We start from the raw sequence: 18,195 nt of genomic DNA, 5'->3' as shown, positions 1-18,195 counted from the left end.
GATTCGGGGGGTGATTCGGGGGGCGACTCGGGGGTGCCCCGTCAGACCGACGGGGTGGTGTCGGTGGCGTCCAGCGCCGCGCGCAGGGCGCGGGCCAGGTTCACGCCGTCGTCGATCGCCCAGAAATGAGCGAAGAACAGGCGGGGTTCCTCCGTGAGACCGTGGTTGTGGAGTTCGACGACGTCGATCCCGCCCCGGCGCAGGGCCGCCAGCACGTTCCGCACCTCACCGGCGGTCATGACCAGGTCGCCGTTGACCGCGGCACGGCGGGCGCCGACCGGATAGAAGCTGATGAGCGTGGTCATTCCCGTGGCCGGGGGCAGGACGCGTCCGTGGTCGGTGACCGTCTCCCGGCGGTTGAACGTGAACCTGTGGATCCCACTGTCATTGACGCCTTTCACGTTCAGCGCGTCCTCGATGGCGGCGATGTCCAGGTCGACCGTCGGCTCCGAGGCGGGCGGCGGGACGGAGGGCGTGGTCGTGACGGCCAGCGCGGCTTTCACCCCGTGAGCCAGGGCCGCGGGGTCCTCGTCATGTCCGTGGAAGTGGACCCACCACATGGCCGGCTCGTGGGCCGGCAGGTGCTTGTGGACAGCGGTGACGTCGAGGCCGCCGATGGTCAGCGCGTCGATGGCGTGCTGCAGTTCGGACTCGGTGACCGCCAGACTGCCCATCAGCAGGGTGCGGCTGTCCTCGTAGCGGGTGAACGCCGCGTAGGAGCCCAGGAACAGCGTGACGCCGTAGGTGGTCACCGGCAGGTCCTGCCGGGCGAAGCGCACGCGGTAGACCGAGCCGCCCGCCATCGTCCCGCTCCGGCCCAGGACCTCGGCCACCCTGCGCCAGTCCGCTTCCACCGTCGGCACCGGCAGTACCCCCTGCCGCCGTGCCGCCTCCGCCGCAGCCGCCCTCGGAGCGGTGCCGACCAGCACCGGCGCCACCGCCGCCGCCGTCAACAGCCGCCGACGCGACGGATTCACCCGGACATCCATCGCACCTCGCGCCGGAACTCCGCTCACCACATCAGCCCCTCTCCCAGACAGCCCGGTCGGGACAATGAAACCGAGCGGGGCACCGAACCGGTGAAGCGCCACGCCGGACCGCGCGAACGGGCTGGTGGCACCAGAGCCCGCGACCTCCGCGGTGCTACCGGCCGCCGGGTCGCTGCCCTGAGGCGGCAGCGCCACCGCCGCCACCACCCTGGCGGGAACGGGCGTGGCCAGTTGGCGGACCGCGATGTCGTCGTCCAGGCTCGTGGCGTCGAATCCGGGATGCGCGACCGCCCGGCTGACGCCCACCGCCGGACCAGCCGAGTCCAGCCGGACTCGGCCGGTCCGACGGCCCGGTGGGGGTTCCCGGGCACGGCACCGGGTGTCCCGTCCCGTGGGGCCGGAACGCGGCTGCCGGGCCTTCACTCGTGGTCGCGCAGGAAGGCCTGAATCCCCTCGCGGGTCGGGGAGTTCGGCAGGGGCGCCGGCTGGTCCTGGAGGAACGCGCCGATCACGGCCGCGGCCCGGTCGTTGTTGCCGTCGAGGCCGTTCCACATGTGGTGCCCGACCCCCGGCATGAACTGGGTGCGCTGGATCGCGGGGTCGGCGGCGAGGACGGCGGTCGCCCATTGACGGACCTGCGAGGAGCACTCGGCGATCATCAGCATCGCGGGGGTCCGGGACCGCCCCAACTGCGATGCGATGGAGGCCGAGTCCCGGACCGTCCGCTGGACGCGGAGGCTGGCGGCGGGGCTGAAGGAGAAGTTCCGCGCACTGTCCTCGACGGGGATGCGGTACGCGTCGCGCGCGCAGTAGGCGGATGCGGTGTCACCGCCCAGGTCGGCGGCGGTGAAGGCGTTGTCGCCCTCGGCCTGTCCGATCAGCCCGGTGCCGGGGCTGAGGAGTCCGAGTCGCAGCAGGCCGAACGCCACCGCGTAGCGGGGGACGTGCGTCGACCGCGGCCCGGTCGGGTCCGGGGCGAGGCCGCGCGCGGATTCGCGGCCCCGGTGCCCGGCGATCCGCGCGGTGGGGCCGTCCATCGGGCCGGGTTCGGCGATGACCGCCCGGTGCACGCGCGCGGCGGTTCCGGGATCGGCCAGGGCCCGGGTGAGCACAACCGCGCCCGACGAGAACCCGAGGACGTCGACCGCGCCCCCGCCCAGGCGGTCGACGAAGGCACCGAGGTCGCGGACCGACCGGTCGGCCGTGTACTGGTCCATGGGGAGCAGACCGCTGCGTCCGCCGCCGGGCTGCTCGTAGGCGTAGACGTCGTAGCCCTGCCCCGCCAGGAGTTGCAGGAACCGGTGGTCGAGCAGCGAAATGCCGCGCACCGGACCGCCGTTGAGGTACACGAGCGGGACGGGGTGCCGGGGGCCGGGCCCGGCGGGCGGGTAGTGGTACACCGCGACGCTGCTGCCGGTGTCCAGGCTCCAGTGCTCCGTGGCCACGAACGGCAGGTCCGGCGGGTACTGCCGGGCCGTGGGCACGGTCGGGACGCAGACCGGCGCCGTCAGCGCCGCCGCGACGACCACCGGCAGGAACGGCACGAGCCGGGCCACCCGGATGCGGCTCCGGCTCCGGCCTCGACTCCGGCTCCGGCTCCGGCTCCGGCTCCGCCACAGTGCGAGGGCGGTCCCGGCCGCGAGGACCGGCAGCCAGGCGGCGAGCCCCGAGCCCGCGCCGTCCGTGAGGACGACCAGGGCGAGGAAGGCGAGGACCGACGCCACGACGGCGGCCAGGGCCGACAGCGAGCGGGCGGCGCGGCGTAAGAGGGGCGCGGGCAGGGCGAACGTGGACAAGGTGGAGCCTTCCTTGTTTCGTAACGCTGTTTCAAAACGACGTTATCAAAAGCGGTAGGCTCCCCGTCATGGGAAGGCCGAAGACGAACGACGAGACCGTCGGAGAGCGCCTCGTGGCGTGCGCGACCGAATGGCTCGCCACCCGCCCGCAGGAGACCGTCACGGTCCGGGCCGTCGCCGCGGCCGCCGGGACCTCGACGACGGCGGTGTACTCCCTCTTCGGCGGCAAGGACGGACTGATCTCGGCCGTCCGCGACCAGGCCGTCGCCGGCCTGTTCCGCGCCGTCGCGGACGTACCCGCCTCCGCGGACCCCCTCGCCGACATCTACGCCCTCGCCACGGCCTACCGGCACTGGGGGCTCGAACACCGCCACCTGTACACGGCGCTGTTCGGCGGGGTGCAGTCCTTCGAGCCGTCGGACACCGTCGGCACCAGCGACCCCGTCCGACCGCTCACCGCCGCGATCGACCGGGCCGTCGCGGAATCCGTCCTCGACGGCCCGGCACCCTCGATCGCCCTCTCGCTCTGGGTGACCCTGCACGGGCTCGTCACCCTCGAACTCGCCGGAGCCCTCGACGCCCCCACCGCGCGGGCCGCGTTCAAGTCGACGATCCACGCCGCACTGCGCGGCTGGACGACCCCCGCGGTGTTCCGCGGACTCCGCGAAGCCGAACCCACGCCCTGACGGGCCCGCCCCGCGCGCGAGAAGTCGGCCGGTCCGACTTCTCGTGCGCGCGGGCGGTGGACGCCGAGGGCTTGCCCGTACGGTCCGACCCCGGTCCGCCCCTGGACGGGGCGAGCCCAGGGCCGCTGTCAGTGGCGGTTCGTACGCTCCCCGCGTGAACATCGACGACCTCTCCTGGCAAGCGCACAACCTCGGCGGCGTCCACCCGCGCATGGCGCAGACCCTCCTCGACCTGGGCCAGGTCGAGCTGCTCGCCCGGGCGGCGCAGGAGCGCGGGGACTGGAACTGCGCGAAGGCGGCGGCACTGGAGCTGGGCGCGGCCGGGGAGTTCGAGCAGGCGCTGGCACTCCTGGACCCGTTCACGGACATCGGCTGGCGGGCCGCCGAATGGGTCACCGCCGAGATCATGATCCGGCAGGGCGAGGCCGACGAGGCCCTCGCGATGGTGCGCCCGGACGCGGCCGAGCTGGACGACGCCCACGTGTGCGTGCGCTACGCCGAACTGTCGGCGAAGGCCGGGCGGATCGACGAGGCCATCGAGGTGCTCACGCCCCACCTCGGGGCGTCCTGGCCGCTGTCGTGCCTGGTCGAGGCGACCGAGGGCCAGGGAGCGGACGACCAGGTCCTCGACGTGCTCGCCCAGGCCGCGGAGCGCGCGGGGACCGAGCCCGCAGGCTCGCTGGAGCGGTGGCAGGTGCTGCTCCTGACCACCCGCGTCCTGGAACGCGCCGGGCGTACCGACGAGGCCGTCGAGACCCTGCGCACCGAAGCGGCCGCCGGCCGGCACCACCCCGTCAACTTCCCCGAGTACCACGCGGAACTCCTCGCCCGGCAGGGCCTGATCGAGGAGCTGGCATCCCTCGCCGCCGACCAGCCCTACGCCGCCTTCGACGCGTACGCGAAGGCACTGGAGGACGCGGGGCGCGCACCCGAGGCCGAGACCCTGCTGCGCGAACGCATCGAGGCCCACGACCTCTCGAACGACCGCGCGGCGCTGATGGACCTCCTCGTCCGCCAGGGCAGGATCGACGAAGCCGTCGAGACCGGCCGGCCCACCTTCGACTACTACGACTGCGGGAACCTCCTCCACCGGACACTGGACCTGCTCGTCGACGACGGCCGCCCCGACCGCGCGCTCGAACTCGTGGAAGGGCTCACCGGCCCGTACGCCGAAGGGCACCCGGACGACGTCCTCCAGCTACGGCTCCGGCTGCTCGGCGAGGCCGGCCGCTGCCCGCAGGGCATCGCGGAGGCCACCGCCCTCAACGAACGGCAGCCCGGCGCGTGGGACACCTCGCTGGCACGGCTGCTGGAACTGGACGGCCGACTGGAGGAGGCCGTCGCGCTCCTCCGCGCGTCCACCCACTACCGGGCCACCCTCGACCTGGCCGACATGCTGCTCCGGAACGGCCGCCCCGCCGAGGCCCTCGCCGCCATCCCCACCATCGCCGAGGAACGCGCGGCCGCCGAACGGCGGGGGTGGTGACAGAACCCTTCCGGCGAAAGTCGGGTGACCCCGCCGACGGCGGCGGCGACACTGGCGCCATGACTGGTTCCGCACCGCCTCGACTGCTTCGACCGCGTGCCCTGGCGCCCGGAGACCTCGTCGTCATCGCCGCGCTGTCCGGTCCGCTGCCGCCCGCGTACGAGCCCAACGTCGAGCGGACGGTGGCCGTGCTGGAGCGGATGGGATTCCGCGTGCGCCGGGCTCCGCTCCTCGAAGCGGGCCGCCGCCACTGGTGGAGCGCGGCCACGCCGGCGGAGATCGCCGGGGAGCTCAACGCCCTCCTGCGCGATCCCGAGGTGCGCGCGATCGTCGCCAGTGACGGCGGCCAGACGGCGCTCGGCTACCTCGACCTGATCGACGTCGAGGCGATCAGGGCCGACCCCAAGCCGATCCTCGGCTACAGCGACATCTCGCTGCTGCACCTGGTGCTCCACGCGCGCACGGGCCTGGTCGGGTTCCACGCCGACATGGCCGTCCCCGGCTTCGGCGGACACTGGCGGTCCGCGCCCGCGGCGCGCCAGGCTGAACTCGAGGCGCTCTACGCCAGGTTGCTGACCGGCACCGAGGCGATCGGCGCACTGCCCGCGAGCCCGTCATGGGAGTGCTGGCGTCCCGGCCGTGTCGAAGGGCCGCTGATCGGCGGGTTGATCAACCGGATCGTGCTGGCGCAGGCGACGCCCTTCGCGCTGCCGCTCGAACGGTTCGACGGTGCGGTGCTGTTCTGGGAGGAGATGGGCGGCCTGGCCTCGTACGTGTGGAGCTACCTGCACGTGATGCGGCACAGCGGCATCCTCGACCGGATCGCCGGCATGGTCGTGGGCGTTCCGCGCGAGATCGGCGGCCTCGAACCCGGCGCGTCCCCGACCCTGCGCGAGATCGTCCTCGACGTCCTCGGGGACCGTGACATCCCGGTCCTGGGCAACGTCGACTTCGGGCACGCCGGCCCGAACCTGCCGATGCCGGTCGGCGTCCGCGTCGGCCTCGACGCGCGGCAGCGGACGCTCTCCCTGCTCGAACCGGCGGTGGGGCCCCACGAGCCGACCAAGGGAGCCCCGCGCCGCACGACGTAGCCCCGGCGTATGACCCGGTACCCCGTGGGGGCTACGAACGACAACAGGACGGTTACCTCGACGGGTTGATCCGACACGGAGCCTCGGGACCCTAGCGTCTGTCCCATGAAACGCAATCGCCGTATCAGCGCAGTCGCGGTGCTGACGCTCGCCGCCCTCGCCACCGGAACCGGCGCCGGGTTCGCCGCCACGGCCGGACCGTCGGCCGCACCGGTGGCCGCACCGGTGGCCACGCGCGCGTTCGACACCGCACCGGCCGCGGCCGCCGCACCCGCGCGGACCTTCCAGGGCGCGCTCCCCGCGCCGACCGGCCCCTACGCCGCCGGCGAGGACGTCATCCACCTCACGGACACGAGCCGCCTCGACCCGTGGGTGCCGTCATCCGGCCCCCGCCAACTGGCCGTCACGATGGTCTACCCGGCCGTCCCCGGGACGGGGACCCCGGCCCCCTACATGTCCCTCGGCGAGGCAACCGGAATCGTCCAGCGGCAGAACCTGCCGGCGAGCTCCGGCATCACCCCACAGACCATCGCCGGCGTCACCACGCACGCCTTCGACGGCGCGCGGCCGCAGCCCGGCAAGTACCCGCTGGTGGTCCTCTCACCCGCGTACGAGGACCCGCGCGTCACGCTCACCGCGCTCGCGACCGACCTCGCCAGTCACGGCTACGTCGTCGCGCTCGTCGGCGACACCTACGAGGACAGCGGCGAGACGCTGGCGAACGGCCAGACGACGCCGTGCGCGATCTGCGGCGACCCGTCGCGGATCGACTCCATCCCCACCAACCGCGCGCGGGACGTGTCCTTCCTGATCGACCAGTTGACGCACGGCAATACCGCGTGGCGCCTGGCACACCTCATCGACAAGCACGAGATCGGCATGGCCGGACACTCCATCGGCGGAGCGGCGGCCTCCGCCGCGATGGTCGCCGACCCGCGCGTACGGGCCGGCGTGAACATGGACGGCGCCTTCAAGCCGGTCCCGACGCCCGGCCAGATCAACCGGCCGTTCCTCATGCTGGGTTCGCCCGACAACCACCCGGCCGGTGGCGGCGACACCACCTGGGGGCAGGCCTGGGACGCCCTCGGCGGCTACAAGAAGTGGCTGACGGTCGCCGGCGCCGACCACTTCAGCTTCAGCGACCTGGACCTGCTGCACGAGCAGGCCGGGTTCCCGGCACCGCCCCTCTCCCCGGCACGCGGGGTGGAGATCACCCGCGAGTACGTGACGGCGTTCTTCGACCGGACGCTGAAGGGGATCGACGGTCCGCTGCTGGACGGCCCCTCGCCGGACAATCCGGAAGTGGTCTTCCAGCGCTAGTGCGGCGCCGCGGCAGGGCCTGTCTCCTAGCCCCGCTGGGCGACCAGCCAGGCGAGCAGGCCGGTCACGGTGGCGCCGCCCGCCGCCGTGGCCATGCCCCGGACGAAGTACAGGGCGACGGTGCGCCGGACGACCCGCCACCGGCGGCGCCGTCCGGCCACCTCGCCACTCCGTCCCACCCCACCGGGCCGACCGTGCTCGAACATCGCGCTCCTCCTCATCCCTCGGGACGGCCGCCTCTCACGGCCTGGATCAACCCTGGCGGCGGACGGAGGCAGCACCGCGCCCGGTCGATGAGACCGGATGAAACCGGAGGCCTGCCGCCAGGAACCCGCGTTCAACTGACAGAACCGCCCCGCCACTTCATGATGGACCGACAGTTACGGACGAAATCTGACAGTCCATCGAGGGGTAGCGCAGCCTTGGCGGGAATCGTCGTTCCGACCAGTGAGAAGCTCCCGCCCGGGCCACGCAGGGACCTGGTCGAAGCGCTGCACGGGCTGTACCGGGGCGCGGGCAAGCCCAGCCTCCGCGAGATCTCCCTCGGCATCAAGCAGCGCGACGAGCTGCCGACGACGGTGAGCCACGACACCGCGAGCCAACTGCTGCACGGCGTGGCCGTACCCGCCTGGGCACGGGTGGAGTCCATGGTCCGGTACCTGGCCGGCACCGCCGTCGGGCGGCAGAAGCCGGACCCGGAGGACGAGGTCGAACGCTTCCACCGGCTCTGGCTGGCCGCCGACGACGCGGACCGGGACGCTCCGGCGCCACCCCCCAAGGCGGGCACCACGGATGCGGCGCTACGGGAGGAGCTCCGGTCCACCGACCCGGAGCGCCGCATCGCCGCCCTCTACCGCCTGGAACGGCTCGCCTGGCGCACCCCGCCGCAGGACCAGGAGGCCACCGAGCCGTCCTGGCCGTCGATGCTGCGCGACTTCCTCCGGGAGGCCCGCCCACTCGGGGGTTCCACCAGCCCGGAGCCGGATCCGGCCGAGGACGTCCAGGTGGCGGTGCTGATCCTGGGCCGTCTGCCCGAGCGGTATTCCGGCGGCCACTTCAACCTTTCGCGGCTCGATCTCCGGAACCTGGTCTGGGACGGGGCCCGGTTGTGGCGGGCCAACCTGAGTTCGAGCCTGTTGTCGGGCAGTTCCCTGGAGTACGCGCAGCTGGGAGACGCCCGACTCGTGGAGGCGACCCTCACCGGTGTCGACCTGGACTCCGCCGATCTCACCTCGGCCGACCTCACCCGGTGCGATCTCTCCGGCACGACCATGGTGGACACCAGGATCCCGGACGCGAACCTGTCCGGCGCCGTCCTCACGGGAACGGAGCTGGTGGGCGCCTCGGCCCCCCAGGCCAGGCTGCGGGGGTGCAAGGCCTCGGGCGCCGACTTCCGCCACGCCGACCTGAGCGAGACCAGCTTCAAGTGGGCCGTCCTGACGAACTGCCACTTCGACCACGCCAAGCTCGCCAGCGCGGACCTCACCGGCGCGGTGCTGAGCGGCTGTTCCTTCGTCGGCGCCGACCTCTCCCGCGCGCGCTTCACCAAGCGCGGCCTCACCGAGGCCCAACTGACGCCGGCCCAGCTGCAGTCCATCAAGGTCGTACAGAACCCCGACTGACCGAACGCCCCCGACTGACGGCGTTCACGCGCCGCCGACCTTCCGCGCGATGCGGGCCGACTACAGCGCCGCCAGGTACGCCTCCAGGCGCTCGGCCAGTTCTTCCGGGTGGCCGAGCATCGGGAGGTGGTCGCCCGGCATCTCGTCCGGCCGGAGGCCGAGCCGGTCGTGGACGAGCCGGCGCAGGAAGGCGGGCGGGAAGAAGCGGTCGCCGGTGGCCAGCAGGAACCTGGTCGGCACCTGCGGCCAGGCCTCCAGGGGCCACGGTGTCCCGAACGGCGTGGCCGACTGGCGTCGCCCGTGCTCGGTGAGGAGTTCCTCCGCCAGGGCGGGCGGGGTGTCGTGCAGGAAGAGGGCGCGCTCGTCCTCCTCCGCGCCCTCTGCCACGCCCCTGCCGCGGTCGGACTCGCGGCGGGCCTCCGGATAGCCGGTGTTCTCCCACCACGCACCCGGCGTCTCCCCCGGCGCCGGCACCTGGGCCTGGAGCATGACCAGCAGGTCCACCGGCAGTCGCGCGCACACCAGTGGACCGGTGAAGCCGCCGAAGGAGTGCGCGACGACCACGAGCGGGCCGACCCGGCCGGAAGCCGACGACGACACCGCCGCCACCACCGCGTCCGCGTACTCGGCCAGCCCGGCCGTGTCGTCCTCGCACGGCAGGTCCGGCGCGACCACCTCGTGGCCCCGCCCCCGCAGCTCGGCCGCCAGCGGCTCCCAGCACCAGGAATCGGCAGCCGCGCCGTGGATCAGCACGAACGTCGCCATGGAACAGTCCCCCTCGTACGCCGGTCAACTCCGGTATCCCGGAACTCCCTTGCCGCGCGCGAGTGTACGACCCGCCTCCGACAGTCACCGGTGCACCCGCCCGCCTCCGCCCGGCCGCGCGCGGGAAGTCGGACCCGCCGACTTCCCGCGCACAACAGCGCCGGCTCACAGAGTGCGGAACGCGCCCTCCACGGCCTCGCAGGTCTCGTCCAGGTCGTCCTCCGTCACGGCGGCCGAGACGAACCAGCAGGCCATCCCGTACGCGTTGACGTGGATCCCCCGGCGGAGCAGCTCGTGGCGGAACGCGTGGTGGCGGGCCTGGTCGCTGCGGAGCAGGTCCCGGTAGTGCCGGGTCGGCTCGCCGTCGGCGGTGAACACCACCTGGAACATCGCCCCCACCCCCTGGACCGCGCAGGGGACGCCCCGGTCCCGGGCGGCCCGCCGAACGGCCTCCATGATCCGTCGGCCGCTCTCCTCGATGTGCTTCACGGTGTCCGGCCGGTTCAGCCTGCGCAGCGTCACCAGCGAGGCCGTCGCGGACAGCGGCGAGGCGTTGTACGTGCCGCCGTGCTTCACCCGTCCCTCGGCCACCGGCTCCATCACTTCGCGCCGCCCCGCGAAGGCCGCGATCGGCAGGCCCCCGCCGAGCGCCTTGGCGTAGACGGCGAGGTCCGGCACGACCCCGAACAGCGCCTGGGCGCCGCCGGGGCCGGTGCGGAAGCCGGTGCAGACCTCGTCGAAGACCAGCACGATGCCGCGCGCCGTGCACTCCTCCCGCAGCAGCGCCAGGTACCCCGGCGCGGGCATGGTGCAGGCGTTGTTGGCGACGATCGGTTCGCAGACGACGGCGGCGAGTTCGCCCCGGTGGGCGTCCAGGACCGCGCGCAGCGCCCCCGGGTCGTTCCACGGGCAGACCACGACGTCGCCGACGACACCGGCCGGGATGCCGGCCGAGTGGGGCACGGAGCGCGGCGCGCCGTACGGCCCCGCCTCGGCGGGGTCGGGCCGGTTGGAGACGGCCAGGGTGTCCGACCAACCGTGGTAGTGGCCCTCGAACTTGAGCACCTTGGACCGCCCGGTGTACCCGCGGGCGGCCCGCACCGCCCCCTGCACCGCCTCGCTGCCCGAGTTGGCGAACCGGACCAGTTCCGCACAGGGCACCATCTCCCGGATCAGTTCGGCGAGTTCGACCTCCACCGTGTTGCAGGTGCCGAACATCGTGCCGGCGCCCAGGACGGCACCGAGCGCCTCGGCGAGCTGCCGGTCGGCGTGGCCCAGCACCGCACTCCCGTAGCCGGCGAGGTAGTCCACGTACGTGTTGCCGTCGACGTCCCGGACCCGCGCGCCCGAACCGCCCACCAGGTAGAGCGGGTAGGGGTCGGGGCCGGTCGAGGTCAGCCGGGCGGAGGAGCTGACGCCGCCCGCCAGCGACTCCTTGGCCCGCTCGAACCACTGCCGGCTGCCGTCGGTCCGGCCCGGTACCGGGCCGGGGACATTCACGTGCGCCGGGCTGCGGCCGTTCGACTGCGCCGCCGGGTTACGGCCATTCATGTGCGACTCCTGTTTGGTCGAGGGTTGTCCGGGCACGCTCGGGGTGCCCTTCGTCGGGACGGGTTCCTGCCGGACGGCATCGCGAGCAGAGCAGAGCGGAGCAGAGGGGACGTGGGGCATGGCGGAGCGGACGGCGGTCGTCACCGGGGCGGGGCGCGGCATCGGGCGGGCGAGCGCGCTGGGCCTGCTGGCGGACGGCTGGACGGTGGTCCTGGTCGGCCGCCGCAAGGAGCCGCTCGCGGAGACGGCCGGGCTCGCCGCCCCCGCCGACCGGGACCGCGCCGTCCCCTTCCCCGCCGACATCACCGACCCGGTGGCCGTGGACGGTCTGTTCGAGTTCGTCGAGGAACGGTTCGGACGGCTGGACCTCCTGTTCAACAACGCCGCCGACGTCATGCCGTACACCCCGACCGAGGACGTGGCCGTCGAGGACTGGCACCGCGTGATGGACTCCATCGCCACCGGCACCTTCCTCTGCTCGCGCGCGGCCTTCCGGATCATGAAGCGTCAGACCCCGCGCGGCGGACGGATCATCAACAACGGCGCGCCTTCCGCACAGACGCCCCGCCCGGACTCCGCCGCCTTCACCGCCGCCAAGCACGCGGTGGCCGGGCTGACCCGCTCGCTGTCCCTGGACGGCCGCCGCCACGACATCTCCTGCGGCCAGATCGACATCGGGAACGTGACCCCGCCCGACCGTCCCCAGCCGGCCGTCCTCCAGGCCGACGGCTCACGGCGGGTCGAACCGACCATGGACGTGCGGCACGTGGTCGACATGGTGCGGACCATGGCCGGGCTGCCGCTCGGGGTGAACATCCAGTCCGTCCTGGTCATGCCCAGCGCCATGCCGTACGTGGGCCGCGGCTAGCGCCGATCTCTCGGATCGCGCCGGGCGCCGCGCCGCCCCCGCACGGAACGTCGCGGCACCGCCCTGACCCATGTCCCGTCCCCCGTCCGGTTGCCGCTGCCGTTCGACCGGCGTCGACCGCGGTTCACCGGGTTGTTGCCCGGATGTCCCCGCGACGCCGCCGAAGCCGACGCCCCGAAGCTTCTGTCCCACCCCGGCCCGAAGCAATCCGCCGACGCGGCGAACGGCCGAAAAGTCGTCTCCCCCTCCCGCGGTGCCCCTCGCGGCGCGATCATCGTGCCGACGCCCGGTCACCACCAGCCCGTTGGGGGAGCCCTTGTTCCGCGACACCCGCCCGCACGGCATCCGCATACCGACCCACCGCGAGACCGCCGAGGAGTGGGGCGAGCAGATCGCCGTGCTCCGCGACGCCCCGCGCGGGTGGCGCTTCCTGCTGGGGCGGCTGTCCTCCGACGGCTACCTCTGCCACCTCGACCTCAACTACCACCTGGACGGCGAACTCGTCGCCGTCGTCCAGACCTCGCGCCCCGTCCCGTCCGGCCACCGGGTGGGCTCCCTCACCACCCCGCAGTCCCAACTCTCCACCTTCCTGGCGAATTCGGACCGCCTCGACCCCCGCATCCACCTCGCCCCTCCGGACGGCCCGCCCACCCCCGGCGAGGTCCGGCTCCACGGCGTCCCCGTCCCCGTCGAGGTCCACCGCAGCCACGGCTGCCGCAGCGCCCTGATCTCCCGGCTCCCCTCCCAGCCCGGCTACGCGATCGTCACCGCCGCGACCGAGCACTGGGCCACCGCCACCGACCTCGCCCTGCGGCCCCCGGCGGCGTTCTGACCGCGCGGGCCCCGCAACGGGCGTGCGCCGAAACGGGTGTGCGCCCCGAAACAGGCGCGCGCCCGCGATCATTCCCCTGTCCGGGTGACGGACGATCACATTCAGCCCTCCTCGGCAGTTCCCGGACCAGGGGCGGAGGTTGGGGTTAGCCTGTGGACATGGTTGCAAACTACAAGGAAGAAGTAGCCATGCCCGACGCGGAGTTCGTCAGCGGTCCCGCTCTGATCCTCCAGTCCCTCGCCTCCGATCCCGACCGGCAGGCCATCGTCACCGCCGACGGCGCCGAGATCACCGCCGGCGACTTCACCGCCGCCACCTACCGCCTCGCCCACGAGCTGATCGCCCGGGGCGCCGCCCTCGGCACCACCGTGACCCTGCTGACCGGCAACACCCCCGAGGCCCTGAGCGCCCGGTACGCGGCGGGCCTCGCGGGGGCCCGGGTGGTGAACCTGTACGACGGCATGAGCACCCCGGTCCTGGCCGAGATCACGGCGAGCGTCGACACCACCGTGCTGCTCGTGGACGCCGAACGGTACGCCGAGGCCGCCGAGTTGCTCCCGCTGATCGACGTGCCGACCGTCCTCACCCTCGGCCCCGGACCCGGCGGCGACCCCGCCGCCCTCGGCGAGGACGTCATCGCCGCCTCCGCCCACCGCCCCGCCGAACCCCCGGCCGTCCGGGTCGGGCCGGAGGACGACCTCAGCATCCGCCACACCGGCGGCACCACCGGCATCCCCAAGGGCATCCTCAGCCTGCACGGGCCGTACCGCCGCATCTTCGACGCCCCGATCGGCAGCGACCCCGCTGCCGGCGCGCCCCGCCTCCTCGCCGCCACCCCGCTCGCCCACCTGGCCGGCATCTTCGCCGACCTGACCCTCCAGCACGGCGGCACGGTGGTCCTCCAGCGCTCCTTCGAGCCCGGCGCGGTCCTGGCCGCCATCGAGCGCGAGCACATCACCGACCTCTGGGTGCTGCCGCCGCTGCTCCACCAGCTGCTCGACCACCCGGCGATCGGCCGCACCGACCTGTCCAGCCTGCGGTACCTCTCCTACGGGGGCAGCGCCGCCTCGCCGACCCGGATCCGCGAGGCGCTCAAGGTCTTCGGGCCGGTCCTGGTGGGCCTCTACGGGATGTCGGAGGCCCAGCTGATCTCCTTCCTCACCCCGCAGGAGCACGACCGGATCGGCCCCGGCGGCCAGGTCCCGGTCGGCCGGCCCGTCCCGGGCGTCGAGGTGGCGATCCGCTCCGACGACGGCACCGACCTGCCGACCGGCGAACAGGGCGGGATCCACCTGCGCTCCGACGCCGTCATGGCCGGGTACTGGAAGCGGCCCGACCTCACCGCCGCGGTGCTCCGGGACGGCTGGCTGAACACCGGGGACGTCGGCTACTTCGACGAGGACGGCTACCTCTACCTCTCCGACCGGGTCAAGGACCTGATCATCGTGGTCGGCGGCCACGTCTACCCCTCCGAGGTGGAGGACCTCCTGCTCACCCACCCGGCGGTCGCCCGCTGCGCGGTCTTCGGCGTCCGCGACGACCAGGAGGCGGAGCACGTCCACGTCGCCGTCGTCCCCGCCCCGGGGCAGCGGCCCGACCTGGACACCCTCCGCGCGTTCGTCACCGAGCGCAAGGGGCGGATCTTCGCCCCCGAGGTGCTGCACCTCGTCGACGAGATCCCGCTGACGCCCGTCGGCAAGCCGGACAAGAAGCGGCTGCGCGCGGCCGCCACGGCCTGAAGGCCCGCACCCGCCGGACCGCGCCGCGCGCGGCCGCCGGGTGGCGGCCGGGGTGCGCGGCCGGAGTGGCGGCCGCACACCGAACCGGCACCGGTCCCCACGGGAATCCCCACCCGGCTTCACCCCAAGGTGGGGTTTGGCTCAACACGCCACGGGCCCCGTGCCGAGAAGCCAACGGGGTGGCGGCGCTGAGGGCCGCCACCCCGTCGGCTTCCCCCCGCTCCCCCGCTACGGCCGCCGCGACCGCGCCAGCGCGTCGAGCGCCGCCGCGGCGGCCGGGTCCGGGCCGGGGGTGTAGACCTCCAACCGGTGGTCCGGCCGGTCGGGTTGGAGCCACACCTGGTACGTCACCTCCAGCGGCCCGACCGCCGGATGGTCCAGCGTCCTGCTGCCAAAGGTGCACTCCCGCACATTCCCGCCCGCCCACCAGGCGGCGAACTCCGGGCTCTTCATGCTGAGTTCGCCGATCAGCCGGGCCAGCTCGCGGTCCTCCCCGTACCGCCCGGCGACCAGCCGCAGGTAGCCGACGTGGGTCCGGGCGTAGTGCTCCCAGTCCCGTTCGAGCGCGCGGGTGCGCGGGTCCAGGAACAGCAGCCGGCTCATCGACGGCCGGGTGGCCGGATCGTCCGGCGCCCCGTACGGGAGGTGTCCGGCGAGCAGCGCGTGGCCGAGGCGGTTCCAGGCGAGCACGTCGTTGCGGCGGCCGAGCAGCAGGGCGGGCACGTGGTCCAGCGAGGCGAGGAGGTGCACCGAGCGCGGGTCCGGCTGCTCGACCGGAGGGCGGCTCCGTACGGCCCGGGGCGGGTGGCGGGCGAGGTCGCCCAGGTGGGTGCGCTGGGTGGTGTCCAGGCGCAGGACGCGGGCGATCGCGTCGAGCACCTGGTCCGAGGCGTTGGTGCTGCGCCCCTGCTCCAGCCGGGTGTAGTAGGCGACGCTGATGCCCGCCAGCCCGGCCAGCTCCTCCCGGCGCAGCCCGGCCACCCTCCGGTGCTCGGCCGGCACGCGCAGGTCCAGCTCGGCCGGGGTGACGGCGGCGCGGCACAGGCGCAGGAACTCGCCCAGCTCGCTGTTGGCTCCCATGCCCACCGAGGCTACGGCGGAAGGTTTCCGCAGGCCAGCGCCGTGGGTGACCCTCCGAGGAGCAGGAACGGCAGGTGGCTGGCCGGGGGCGCGCGGGGCGCCGGAGCATGGCCCCGTCCGGCCGCGCCCCGGCCCCGCCCCAGCCAAGGACCCTCCACCGCCATGCCCCCCGCCCTGCTCGCGCTCGCCCTCAGCGCCTTCGCCGTCGGCACCACCGAGTTCGTCACGAACGGCCTGCTGACCGCCCTCGCCACCGACTTCGACGTCACCGTCGCCCGCGCCGGGCTGGTCACCACCGCCTACGCCGTCGGCCAGGCCTGCGGTCCGGCGCTCGCCCTGCTCACCCTGCGGATGCCCCGCCGGCGCCTGCTCGTCCTGCTGATGCTGCTGTTCACGGCGGGCAACCTCGCCTCGGCCCTCGCACCGACCTTCGGCCTGCTCCTGGCCACCCGCTTCCTCACCGGGTGCACCCACACCGCCTTCTTCGGCGTCGCCTCCGTCGTGGCCTCCCGGCTCGTCCCGACGGCCCGGCGGGGAGCCGCGATCGCCCTGGTGTTCACCGGGCTGAGCCTGGCCAACGTGCTCGGCCTGCCGATCGGCACCCTGGCCGGGCAGGCCTGGGGCTGGCGCGGGGCGTTCGTGCTGGTCGCCGTGTTCGGCGCGGCGGGACTGCTCGGCCTGCTGCGGCTCCTCCCCCGCACGGACACCGCCCCCACCGACGCCCCCGCCTCCGCCGCGCCCTCGCTCCGCGCCGAACTGGCCGTCTTCGCGGACCTCCGCCTCTGGCTGGCCCTCGCCGCGACGGCCGTCGGCTTCGGCGGGCTGTTCGCCTCCTTCACCTTCGTCCAGCCGATGCTGACCGCCGTCACCGGCTTCGGAACGGGCGACGTGGTCTGGCTGCTGGCGGTCTACGGCGCCGGGCTGGTCGCGGGCAACTGGCTGGCCGGCCGGGCCGCCGACCGCGCCCTCGTCCCGACGACGGCGGCCCTGTTCGCGGCCCTCGCCCTCACCCTCGCCCTCTTCACCGCCACCGTCCACCACAAGGGCGCCGCCGTGGCCACCCTCTTCCTGCTCGGCTTCTGCGGCTTCGGCCTGCTCACCCCGACCCAGGCCTACGTCCTGCGGGTCGCGGGCCGTGACTCCGCCCTGGTCGGCACCGCCAACACCGCCGCCTTCGGCGTGGGCATCACCCTCGGCTCCCTGCTCGGCGCCGCCGTCATCGAACACGGCGGCCCCCACCCCGACACCGCCCTCCCCCTCACCAACCTCGCCGGCGCCGCCATGACGGCCCTCGGCCTGCTGGTCTTCGCCCTCTCCGCCGCAACGGGCCCCCGCCGCCCCGCCACCGCTCCATCAACTCCCGGATGACGTGCACCGGTTCAGCCGGTGCGAACCGCTCAGCCCTCCTCGCGGCCGCGGAAGGCCCGGCGGTACTCGCGGGGGGCGACGCCGACCCGGTCCACGAAGACCGGCCGCAGGGAGACCGCGGAGGCGAAGCCGCAGTGGGTGGCGACGGTGTCGACGGGCAGGTCGGTCTCCTCCAGGAGGCGCTGGGCGGTGAGGACGCGCTGGTCGAGGAGCCAGCGCATCGGGGTGGTGCCAGTGGTGGCGGTGAAACGACGGGCGAAGGTGCGTTCGGACATCAGGGCGGCGGCGGCCATCCGGCGCACCGTCCAGGGGGTGTCGAGGGAGGCCAGGACCTCGGCGCGGAGGCGGGCCAGCGGGTCGTCGCCGACGGCGGCGTCCGGGACCGGGGAGGGCAGGAACTGGTTCTGGCCGCCCGCCCGGAAGGGCGCGGTGACCATGGCGCGGGCGATGGTGGCGGCGGCCCGCTGGCCGTGGGCGGTGCGGACGAGGTGCAGGCAGAGGTCGATGCCCGCCGCGACGCCGGCCGAGGTCCAGAGGCCGTCGCCGCCGGTGAAGAGCACCTCGGGCCGGACCGTCACCGCCGGGAAGCGGCGGGCGAGTTCGGGGGCGAGCGCCCAGTGGGTGGTGGCCTCGCGGCCGTCCAGCAGGCCGGCCTCGGCGAGGACGAAGGCGCCCGCGCAGAGCGAGGCGATCGGGACGCCGGCCGCGGCGACGGCCCGCAGGGCGCCCAGGACCTCCGGGGTATGCCGGGCCCCCGGGTCCTCGACGCCCGGCACCACCACCAGGTCGCAGTCGGTGAGCGCGCCCAGGGCGTGGTCGGGGAGCCGCTCCAGCCCGCCGCCCAGCCGCACCCGGGCGCCCTCCGGCCCGCAGACCCGCAGGTCGAAGAGGGGCTGGCCGGGCCGGATGGCCCGGTTCGCCCACACCTCGCCGATCACGGCGTAGTCGAAGGCCCGGACACCGTCGAAGATCAGGCAACCCACCGTACGCATGGCAGGAATC

16 protein-coding genes and 1 pseudogene are annotated in these 18,195 nt (G+C 74.1%); 9 read left to right on the top strand and 8 right to left on the bottom strand.

What is annotated here, in order from left to right; translation table 11 throughout:
• Window positions 1–41 precede the first annotated feature (41 nt).
• The 3 genes and pseudogenes from ACFY4B_RS35595 to ACFY4B_RS35585 form a co-directional block, all read right to left on the bottom strand.
• On the bottom strand, window positions 42–977 hold the full coding sequence (locus ACFY4B_RS35595) for a DUF1259 domain-containing protein (protein WP_387974945.1): 936 nt from the start codon (window positions 975–977) through the stop codon (window positions 42–44).
• A 138-nt stretch (window positions 978–1,115) separates the two neighbouring features.
• Window positions 1,116–1,295: pseudogene (locus tag ACFY4B_RS35590) on the bottom strand (trypsin-like serine protease); the annotation flags it as partial.
• Between the two features lie 113 nt (window positions 1,296–1,408).
• Entirely contained in the window at window positions 1,409–2,785 is a 1,377-nt protein-coding gene (locus tag ACFY4B_RS35585; protein WP_387974852.1) for an alpha/beta hydrolase, read from the bottom strand.
• 68 nt (window positions 2,786–2,853) lie between these two features.
• Between ACFY4B_RS35585 and ACFY4B_RS35580 the strand changes: the two genes are divergently transcribed.
• From ACFY4B_RS35580 to ACFY4B_RS35565, 4 genes are all read left to right on the top strand, one after another.
• A complete protein-coding gene (locus tag ACFY4B_RS35580; RefSeq protein WP_387974849.1) occupies window positions 2,854–3,471 on the top strand; it encodes a TetR-like C-terminal domain-containing protein in 618 nt (205 codons plus the stop codon).
• Between the two features lie 154 nt (window positions 3,472–3,625).
• Entirely contained in the window at window positions 3,626–4,957 is a 1,332-nt protein-coding gene (locus ACFY4B_RS35575) for a tetratricopeptide repeat protein (RefSeq protein WP_387974846.1), read from the top strand.
• 59 nt (window positions 4,958–5,016) lie between these two features.
• A complete protein-coding gene (locus ACFY4B_RS35570; RefSeq protein ID WP_049649382.1) occupies window positions 5,017–6,048 on the top strand; it encodes an LD-carboxypeptidase in 1,032 nt (343 codons plus the stop codon).
• A gap of 105 nt (window positions 6,049–6,153) precedes the next feature.
• Window positions 6,154–7,368, top strand: a complete 1,215-nt coding sequence (locus ACFY4B_RS35565) for an alpha/beta hydrolase family protein (protein ID WP_387974843.1) — start codon at window positions 6,154–6,156, stop codon at window positions 7,366–7,368.
• A 26-nt stretch (window positions 7,369–7,394) separates the two neighbouring features.
• Here ACFY4B_RS35565 and ACFY4B_RS35560 read toward each other — a convergent pair whose 3' ends face one another.
• Window positions 7,395–7,574, bottom strand: coding sequence for a hypothetical protein (locus tag ACFY4B_RS35560; RefSeq protein WP_143204706.1), 180 nt, complete (start codon window positions 7,572–7,574; stop codon window positions 7,395–7,397).
• Between the two features lie 216 nt (window positions 7,575–7,790).
• Between ACFY4B_RS35560 and ACFY4B_RS35555 the strand changes: the two genes are divergently transcribed.
• Complete coding sequence (locus ACFY4B_RS35555) at window positions 7,791–8,990, top strand: pentapeptide repeat-containing protein (RefSeq protein WP_387974840.1); 1,200 nt, start codon at window positions 7,791–7,793, stop codon at window positions 8,988–8,990.
• A gap of 60 nt (window positions 8,991–9,050) precedes the next feature.
• On the opposite strand, the gene ACFY4B_RS35550 is transcribed toward ACFY4B_RS35555, so the two are convergent.
• Complete coding sequence (locus ACFY4B_RS35550) at window positions 9,051–9,755, bottom strand: alpha/beta fold hydrolase (protein WP_387974838.1); 705 nt, start codon at window positions 9,753–9,755, stop codon at window positions 9,051–9,053.
• A gap of 165 nt (window positions 9,756–9,920) precedes the next feature.
• Window positions 9,921–11,306 carry an aspartate aminotransferase family protein gene (locus tag ACFY4B_RS35545; protein ID WP_387974835.1) on the bottom strand — a complete coding sequence of 462 codons (1,386 nt, stop codon included), beginning with the start codon at window positions 11,304–11,306 and terminating at the stop codon, window positions 9,921–9,923.
• Window positions 11,307–11,424: 118 nt separating this feature from the next.
• Between ACFY4B_RS35545 and ACFY4B_RS35540 the strand changes: the two genes are divergently transcribed.
• From ACFY4B_RS35540 to ACFY4B_RS35530, 3 genes are all read left to right on the top strand, one after another.
• Window positions 11,425–12,174 carry an SDR family oxidoreductase gene (locus ACFY4B_RS35540; RefSeq protein ID WP_387974832.1) on the top strand — a complete coding sequence of 250 codons (750 nt, stop codon included), beginning with the start codon at window positions 11,425–11,427 and terminating at the stop codon, window positions 12,172–12,174.
• Window positions 12,175–12,478: 304 nt separating this feature from the next.
• Window positions 12,479–13,006, top strand: coding sequence for a hypothetical protein (locus ACFY4B_RS35535; RefSeq protein ID WP_143204705.1), 528 nt, complete (start codon window positions 12,479–12,481; stop codon window positions 13,004–13,006).
• A 188-nt stretch (window positions 13,007–13,194) separates the two neighbouring features.
• Window positions 13,195–14,745 (top strand): AMP-binding protein, encoded by a 1,551-nt coding sequence (locus ACFY4B_RS35530; RefSeq protein WP_387974828.1) that lies wholly within the window; start codon window positions 13,195–13,197, stop codon window positions 14,743–14,745.
• Window positions 14,746–14,973: 228 nt separating this feature from the next.
• On the opposite strand, the gene ACFY4B_RS35525 is transcribed toward ACFY4B_RS35530, so the two are convergent.
• Window positions 14,974–15,825, bottom strand: a complete 852-nt coding sequence (locus tag ACFY4B_RS35525) for a helix-turn-helix domain-containing protein (protein WP_387974825.1) — start codon at window positions 15,823–15,825, stop codon at window positions 14,974–14,976.
• A 162-nt stretch (window positions 15,826–15,987) separates the two neighbouring features.
• On the opposite strand from ACFY4B_RS35525, the gene ACFY4B_RS35520 reads away from it, so the two are divergent.
• The gene (locus ACFY4B_RS35520) at window positions 15,988–17,193 is read left to right on the top strand and encodes an MFS transporter (protein WP_387974822.1); all 1,206 of its coding nucleotides are present in this window, start codon (window positions 15,988–15,990) and stop codon (window positions 17,191–17,193) included.
• Window positions 17,194–17,222: 29 nt separating this feature from the next.
• Here the strand turns inward: ACFY4B_RS35520 and ACFY4B_RS35515 are convergent, their stop codons facing one another.
• Window positions 17,223–18,185, bottom strand: coding sequence for a GlxA family transcriptional regulator (locus ACFY4B_RS35515; protein ID WP_074005563.1), 963 nt, complete (start codon window positions 18,183–18,185; stop codon window positions 17,223–17,225).
• Window positions 18,186–18,195 lie beyond the last annotated feature (10 nt).

The sequence above is a fragment of the Kitasatospora sp. NPDC001261 genome (assembly GCF_042896795.1).
Classification (GTDB): Bacteria; Actinomycetota; Actinomycetes; order Streptomycetales; family Streptomycetaceae; genus Kitasatospora.
This window is presented reverse-complemented; position numbering and strand designations above follow the sequence as displayed.

Coding starts and splice junctions, on each gene's coding strand:
- ACFY4B_RS35580 (WP_387974849.1), top strand. CDS start 2,854: ATGGGAAGGCCGAAGACGAACGACGAGACCGTCGGAGAGCGCCTCGTG.
- ACFY4B_RS35570 (WP_049649382.1), top strand. CDS start 5,017: ATGACTGGTTCCGCACCGCCTCGACTGCTTCGACCGCGTGCCCTGGCG.
- ACFY4B_RS35565 (WP_387974843.1), top strand. CDS start 6,154: ATGAAACGCAATCGCCGTATCAGCGCAGTCGCGGTGCTGACGCTCGCC.
- ACFY4B_RS35560 (WP_143204706.1), bottom strand. CDS start 7,574: ATGTTCGAGCACGGTCGGCCCGGTGGGGTGGGACGGAGTGGCGAGGTG.
- ACFY4B_RS35550 (WP_387974838.1), bottom strand. CDS start 9,755: ATGGCGACGTTCGTGCTGATCCACGGCGCGGCTGCCGATTCCTGGTGC.
- ACFY4B_RS35545 (WP_387974835.1), bottom strand. CDS start 11,306: ATGAATGGCCGTAACCCGGCGGCGCAGTCGAACGGCCGCAGCCCGGCG.
- ACFY4B_RS35540 (WP_387974832.1), top strand. CDS start 11,425: ATGGCGGAGCGGACGGCGGTCGTCACCGGGGCGGGGCGCGGCATCGGG.
- ACFY4B_RS35530 (WP_387974828.1), top strand. CDS start 13,195: ATGCCCGACGCGGAGTTCGTCAGCGGTCCCGCTCTGATCCTCCAGTCC.
- ACFY4B_RS35525 (WP_387974825.1), bottom strand. CDS start 15,825: ATGGGAGCCAACAGCGAGCTGGGCGAGTTCCTGCGCCTGTGCCGCGCC.
- ACFY4B_RS35520 (WP_387974822.1), top strand. CDS start 15,988: ATGCCCCCCGCCCTGCTCGCGCTCGCCCTCAGCGCCTTCGCCGTCGGC.
- ACFY4B_RS35515 (WP_074005563.1), bottom strand. CDS start 18,185: ATGCGTACGGTGGGTTGCCTGATCTTCGACGGTGTCCGGGCCTTCGAC.